The following is a 5412-nucleotide window of genomic DNA, read 5'->3' as shown; positions in this document are numbered from 1 at the left end:
AGGTTGTTATAGGAAGAGACGCGAGAATTTCTGGACCAATGATTCATAATTTAGTGATGAATACGTTGCTTGGATTAGGAATTGATGTCATCGATTTAGGACTTTCTACAACACCAACAGTTGAAATTGCTGTTCCGATGGAAAAGGCCGATGGTGGAATTATTTTGACTGCTTCACACAATCCGAAACAATGGAATGCTTTGAAATTACTGAATGCAAAAGGTGAATTCCTTAGCGGAAAAGAAGGCGAGTTGATTCTAGAAATTGCCGAAAGTGAAGCATTTGATTTTGTTGATGTTGATTCGTTGGGAGAAATTACCGTAAACGATTCGTATATGGATATTCATATTGATGAAGTTTTGGATTTGCCTTTAGTTGATGCCGATTTGGTGAAAACCAAGAAATTTAAGGTTGTTGTTGATGCTGTGAATTCTTCAGGTGGAATTATCATCCCAAAATTATTAGAATTAATGGGTGTGGAATGCGTAAAATTATACTGCGAACCTAACGGACATTTTCCTCATAACCCAGAACCTTTGAAAGAACATTTGGGAGATATTTGCAAATTGGTAGTAGAAGAACAAGCAGATTTCGGAATTGTAGTTGATCCAGATGTTGATAGATTGGCGTTTATTTCTAACGATGGCGAAATGTTTGGTGAAGAATATACTTTGGTTGCGATTGCCGATTATGTGTTGAGTAAAACTCCAGGAAATACGGTTTCTAACATGAGTTCGTCTCGTGCATTGCGTGACATTACCAACAAACACAACGGAAGTTACCAAGCAAGTGCTGTTGGCGAAGTGAATGTAGTAGAATTGATGAAAGCTACAAACGCAATAATTGGAGGTGAAGGAAATGGCGGAATCATTTATCCAGAATCGCATTATGGTCGTGATAGTATTGTTGGTGTTGCGTTGTTCTTGACGTATTTGGCAAACCAAACTAAAACGGTTGCCGAACTGAGAGCAAGTTATCCGCAATATTATATGAGTAAAAATAAAATTGAATTAACACCACAAATTGATGTTGATGCAATTTTAGTGGCCATGACAGAAAAGTATAAAAATGAAGATATTACTACAATTGATGGTGTAAAAATTGACTTCGCCGAAAATTGGGTACATTTAAGAAAATCAAACACGGAACCAATTATTAGAATTTATACTGAAGCTGCTACGCAAGATTTAGCAGATAATTTGGCTGAAAGAATTATTGGCGAGATTAAAGTTATTGCTGGGATTTAATTTGAATTTATTTCAGACCCTTTACAAATATAGAAGCCTTTCGAAAGTAATTTTGGAAGGTTTTTTTGTGGAATGGTTTTAGATTTAATTATATTTGGGGAATGTAGTTCGTGATTTTACTTGATTGGGATAATGGTTAATTAGTTGCGAATATTCACCTAATCTTAGTAGTAAATCTAAAAATTTCTATAAAACAGAAAATTGAAGAATAAAAACTTACTTATCGAACCCGAAAGGAAACACTCTAGAAAAGATTTATTTATTATGATTTTGATCGTAATTTCATTCTTTGCATTAGCTGAGTTATTATATCCTATTTTAAAACCAAATAAAAGCCACTCAATTCCTTTTACAAATGGTTTCTTTTTTGTAATATCTTCATTAATGATTGTGTATGTATTTTCAAGAAAAATTTATCAATTGATAGAAATTGATTATGAAAATAAAAAGTTAAAATTTGAATATATTACTTTATTTAAAAACCACTGTGAAAAAAATATTTCATTCGAAGAGTTGGAATACGAATACAAAAAAATTGCTTCAAGAAGTGGTGGAAAATGGACTTTAAAAATATGGCAGAATAATAAAAAAGTCTTTTGTTTAGAAGAACGTGATTTTGGGTTTGAAAAAGAAAAGTTAGATTTATTAGTTGAAAAACTAAAAGAATTAGAATGATGGTCTATTACTAACATTTTTTTTTAGTGCTTTATTTAAAGTTTCTTTCATTTTCAATTCATAATTTCCTAAATATTTCCTAACAAATTTCTTCAAAACCCAAATAATCCTATATTTGATTTCCAAAACAAAAATATATGTCTTTTAAAATTACGAGGATTTCCTTTATAGTTGTAATTTCTTTACTGTTAGCTAATTGTACTTCGGTAGAAAAATATAATTTTAAGTTAGCGCAACCTATTTCTGTTGAAAAACTTCAAAAAGACATTGACTATACCCAACACAAATTAGAAAAACTATATCCAAATCTTTACGGATATATTTCTAAAGAAAAACTCAACTTTAAGTTTGATAGCATTCGAAAAGTAGTCAATAAACCAATGACTAGTTCAGAGTTTTACTTTGTAATTTCTCCAGTTATTGCTTCGGTTAGACAAGGTCATATGACAATGACGCCACTTTCAAAGAAACTTTCAAAAACAGAAGCCAAACGTATAAAGAAAATGGGCGATGGACCATTATCGCAATTTACTTTTGAATGGGAAAACAGCAAACTTTTTGTTATTAAAAATAAATCAAAAAAGAAAAACATCAGTTTGGGAAGCGAAGTTGTTACTATTAATGGAATTGCTCCACAATCGCTTTTCAATAAATATCGGAAATCGGTAACTTCTGATGGTTATAATGAAACTTACATTCGCAAAGGTTTCAATAAAAGATTTTACCTTTATATGACCAATGAAATCGGTATAAATGATAGTTTAACTTATGTTTTTAAGCAAAAGGATTCTACTTTTACCACTGTTATTTCTAGAAATAAACCTGAAAAAAAAGAAGTTTCTAAAGGTAAAATTGTTGAAAAAGATTCGGTGAAAGCAGTAGCGAAAAAGCCAATTGATAAAGCGAAACTAAAATTTGATAAAAAATTCAAAAGAATCTATGGTTATAATGCTTTGACTAAAGAATATGCTAAGAGTTTGAATTTTGTAAAATCGGATAGTACAGTTGCTATTTTGAAAGTTAAAAATTTTTCAGAAGGAATTTATTCAAAGTCTTATAAAGCCATTTTTGATTCTATAAAAAAGCACAACATTCAAAATCTAATCATCGATATTCGTGACAATCCAGGTGGAAGAGTTGCCGATGCGGTGAATTTGTACTCGTATTTAACCGATAAAGATTTTGTGATTTTGCAGCCAGCCAAAGTTACTTCTAAAACCAGTTTGTTCAAATGGGGTTTGTTTAGAGAATTGCCTGCCGTTGCTTATCCGTTTGCTGCAATTGCTTATCCTTTTTACATAGGATTTTCGTATTTTAGAACTACAAAAAAACCAGATGGAACTTATGAATACCGACTTGTAGGTTCCAGAAAAAGCAAATTTGCACGCAATAATTATAACGGAAAAATCTATGTTTTAATCAATGGCGGAAGTTTTTCGGCTTCTTGTATTTTATCATCTTCTTTGAAATCAAACCCGAATGTAACTTTTGTAGGTGAAGAAACTGGTGGCGCATTTAACGGAACTGTTGCTGGAATTATGCCAGTGGTAGATTTGCCAAATTCAAAAATTCCTTTGCGATTGGGTTTAATGGATATTAGAACAATCAATCAAACAGCGGTTGAAGGAAGAGGTATTTTTCCCGATGTTGAAATTCCGCTTACAATTGAAGATAAAGTGAAAAATAACGATCCGCAATTGGATTGGATTATGGAAGATATAAAGAAAAAACACTGAAATTAATCAGATTTTTCATTGACCGATTGCTTTATCGAAATTACTTTCGTCAATGCCACTGTTCGGCATGTTTTTTAAAATTATCGATGATACTTTGCCAACCTTGACGTTGTAGTTCTTCTGGATTCACATTTTCTGGATCGAATGATTCTGTAATTTCAATTCCATTTTGAGTTTCTTCAAAGGACATTTTTACTTTTCGTCCATCAATGATTGTATATTCAATTAGCTTAAATTCGATGATATTCGTATAAATTCCTTCAAAATCAAAACTCATAGAATTGTCTTTTGCTGCCATAGTGAAATTGAATTTTCCATCTATTTTCAAATCATTAGTAGCTTTTGGACAATGCCAATCATCTGAAGCGTTGTTCCATTTTGTAAGGTGTTCTGGATTTGTCCAAAAATCCCAAGCTTTTTCTAGTGAAGCAGTTACGGTAGTTTTTACAGTGATCATTTTTTCTTTTTTTCTAAATTTTGTTTAACTCTAAATGCAGTAATTTTCGAAATTAAATCCAACGGAATTGGTTCATCAATAGGAAATTGAATTGTTCCTTTTGAGGTAGCAAAATTGGTGATATAATCATTAAAAGCTTCCACGGCAGAATGTCCAGGATAGAAACCGATATGGTTTTTGTAGGCCGCAAAGTGTACTAAATTTCCATGATATTTAAATGTGGGAATTTGATAACTTATAGTTTCTTCGGCTTCGGGAATAACATTTCTTATTGTTTCTCTTATTTCCTCTAAAATTAAAATCACCTTTTCTGGTTGCAAAGCAATATACTCGTCAATGGTTTTAAAATTAGTAGTCATCTTAACAATTGTTTGATACTACTAAATTAAAAAAAAAATTATTAAGAACTACAAGAAAGCATTGAACAGCCAATTTTTACGCGTGCCCAATCGGGTCTTTTGGCATACCATTTTTCAAATTCTGGTTGCTCGTCATATGGTTTTTTTAAGATTGTATGCAATTCATTTACAACAGAATAGTCTTCGTTATTTGCAGCATCTATTGCTATTTGAGCCATGTAATTTCGCAAAACATATTTTGGATTAACAAGATCCATTTTTGTTTTTCGAATTTCATCCGCATCGTCTTCCAATTTTATTCTGTTAATGTATTTAGTAAACCATTTTTCCCAACTTTTTAGAATAGTTTTAGAAATTTCTTTCGGATTGTAAAAAGCATTATTTACTAATGAAATACCAACTCCAACAGAAAGCTCTTTTTTTATATTACTCAACTCTCTAAAGAAAATCGTCATGTCAGTTTCAGATAATTGAAGTACATTTTCTAATGCTTCTATTATTTTTTTGTCTTCTTTTAGTATTTTAGAAAAACCCAATTTATCTCGCATCATATTAAGATAATCAGTTTCATATTGCTCTTTAAAATTGTTTAGAATGTTTTCAAGAGGTTCAGCTATTTCAATTAACGGATACAAAGCATTCGCTAACTGGTATAAATTCCATTGCGCGATATCGGGTTGATTACCAAAGCGGTAACGTCTGTGTTGACTATCGGTAGTATTTGGTGTCCAATCGGGATTATAATCTTCGAGCCAACCATAAGGACCAAAATCAATTGTAAGTCCTAAAATCGACATATTGTCGGTATTCATTACACCATGAACAAAACCTACTCGTTGCCAATCAACAATCATTTTTCGGGTTTTATCCGCTACTTTTTGAAAGAATTCTATATATTTTAATTTTCCATCAATTAAAATTTCAGGATAATAGTGTTC

Annotated in this window: 6 protein-coding genes; 3 read left to right on the top strand and 3 right to left on the bottom strand. The window is 31.4% G+C overall.

Annotated elements, in window-relative coordinates; translation table 11 throughout:
* From glmM to DIU01_RS09260, 3 genes are all read left to right on the top strand, one after another.
* On the top strand, window positions 1-1247 hold a 1247-nt coding region (gene glmM, locus DIU01_RS09270), incomplete at its 5' end, for a phosphoglucosamine mutase (protein WP_290833763.1).
* Window positions 1248-1448: 201 nt separating this feature from the next.
* A complete protein-coding gene (locus DIU01_RS09265; protein ID WP_290833761.1) occupies window positions 1449-1922 on the top strand; it encodes a hypothetical protein in 474 nt (157 codons plus the stop codon).
* Between the two features lie 137 nt (window positions 1923-2059).
* The gene (locus DIU01_RS09260; RefSeq protein WP_290833759.1) at window positions 2060-3658 is read left to right on the top strand and encodes a S41 family peptidase; all 1599 of its coding nucleotides are present in this window, start codon (window positions 2060-2062) and stop codon (window positions 3656-3658) included.
* A 49-nt stretch (window positions 3659-3707) separates the two neighbouring features.
* On the opposite strand, the gene DIU01_RS09255 is transcribed toward DIU01_RS09260, so the two are convergent.
* From DIU01_RS09255 to DIU01_RS09245, 3 genes are all read right to left on the bottom strand, one after another.
* Window positions 3708-4115 carry an SRPBCC family protein gene (locus tag DIU01_RS09255; RefSeq protein WP_290833757.1) on the bottom strand — a complete coding sequence of 136 codons (408 nt, stop codon included), beginning with the start codon at window positions 4113-4115 and terminating at the stop codon, window positions 3708-3710.
* Entirely contained in the window at window positions 4112-4474 is a 363-nt protein-coding gene (locus DIU01_RS09250) for a DUF1801 domain-containing protein (protein ID WP_290833755.1), read from the bottom strand. Before DIU01_RS09250 ends, DIU01_RS09255 begins: the two co-directional genes overlap by 4 nt.
* 41 nt (window positions 4475-4515) lie before the next feature.
* A partial coding sequence (locus tag DIU01_RS09245) for a protein adenylyltransferase SelO family protein (RefSeq protein WP_290833753.1) occupies window positions 4516-5412 on the bottom strand: 897 nt, incomplete at its 5' end.

Origin of the sequence: Flavobacterium sp. (genome assembly GCF_003525665.1) — a bacterium.
Classification (GTDB): Bacteria; Bacteroidota; Bacteroidia; order Flavobacteriales; family Flavobacteriaceae; genus Flavobacterium.
This window is presented reverse-complemented; position numbering and strand designations above follow the sequence as displayed.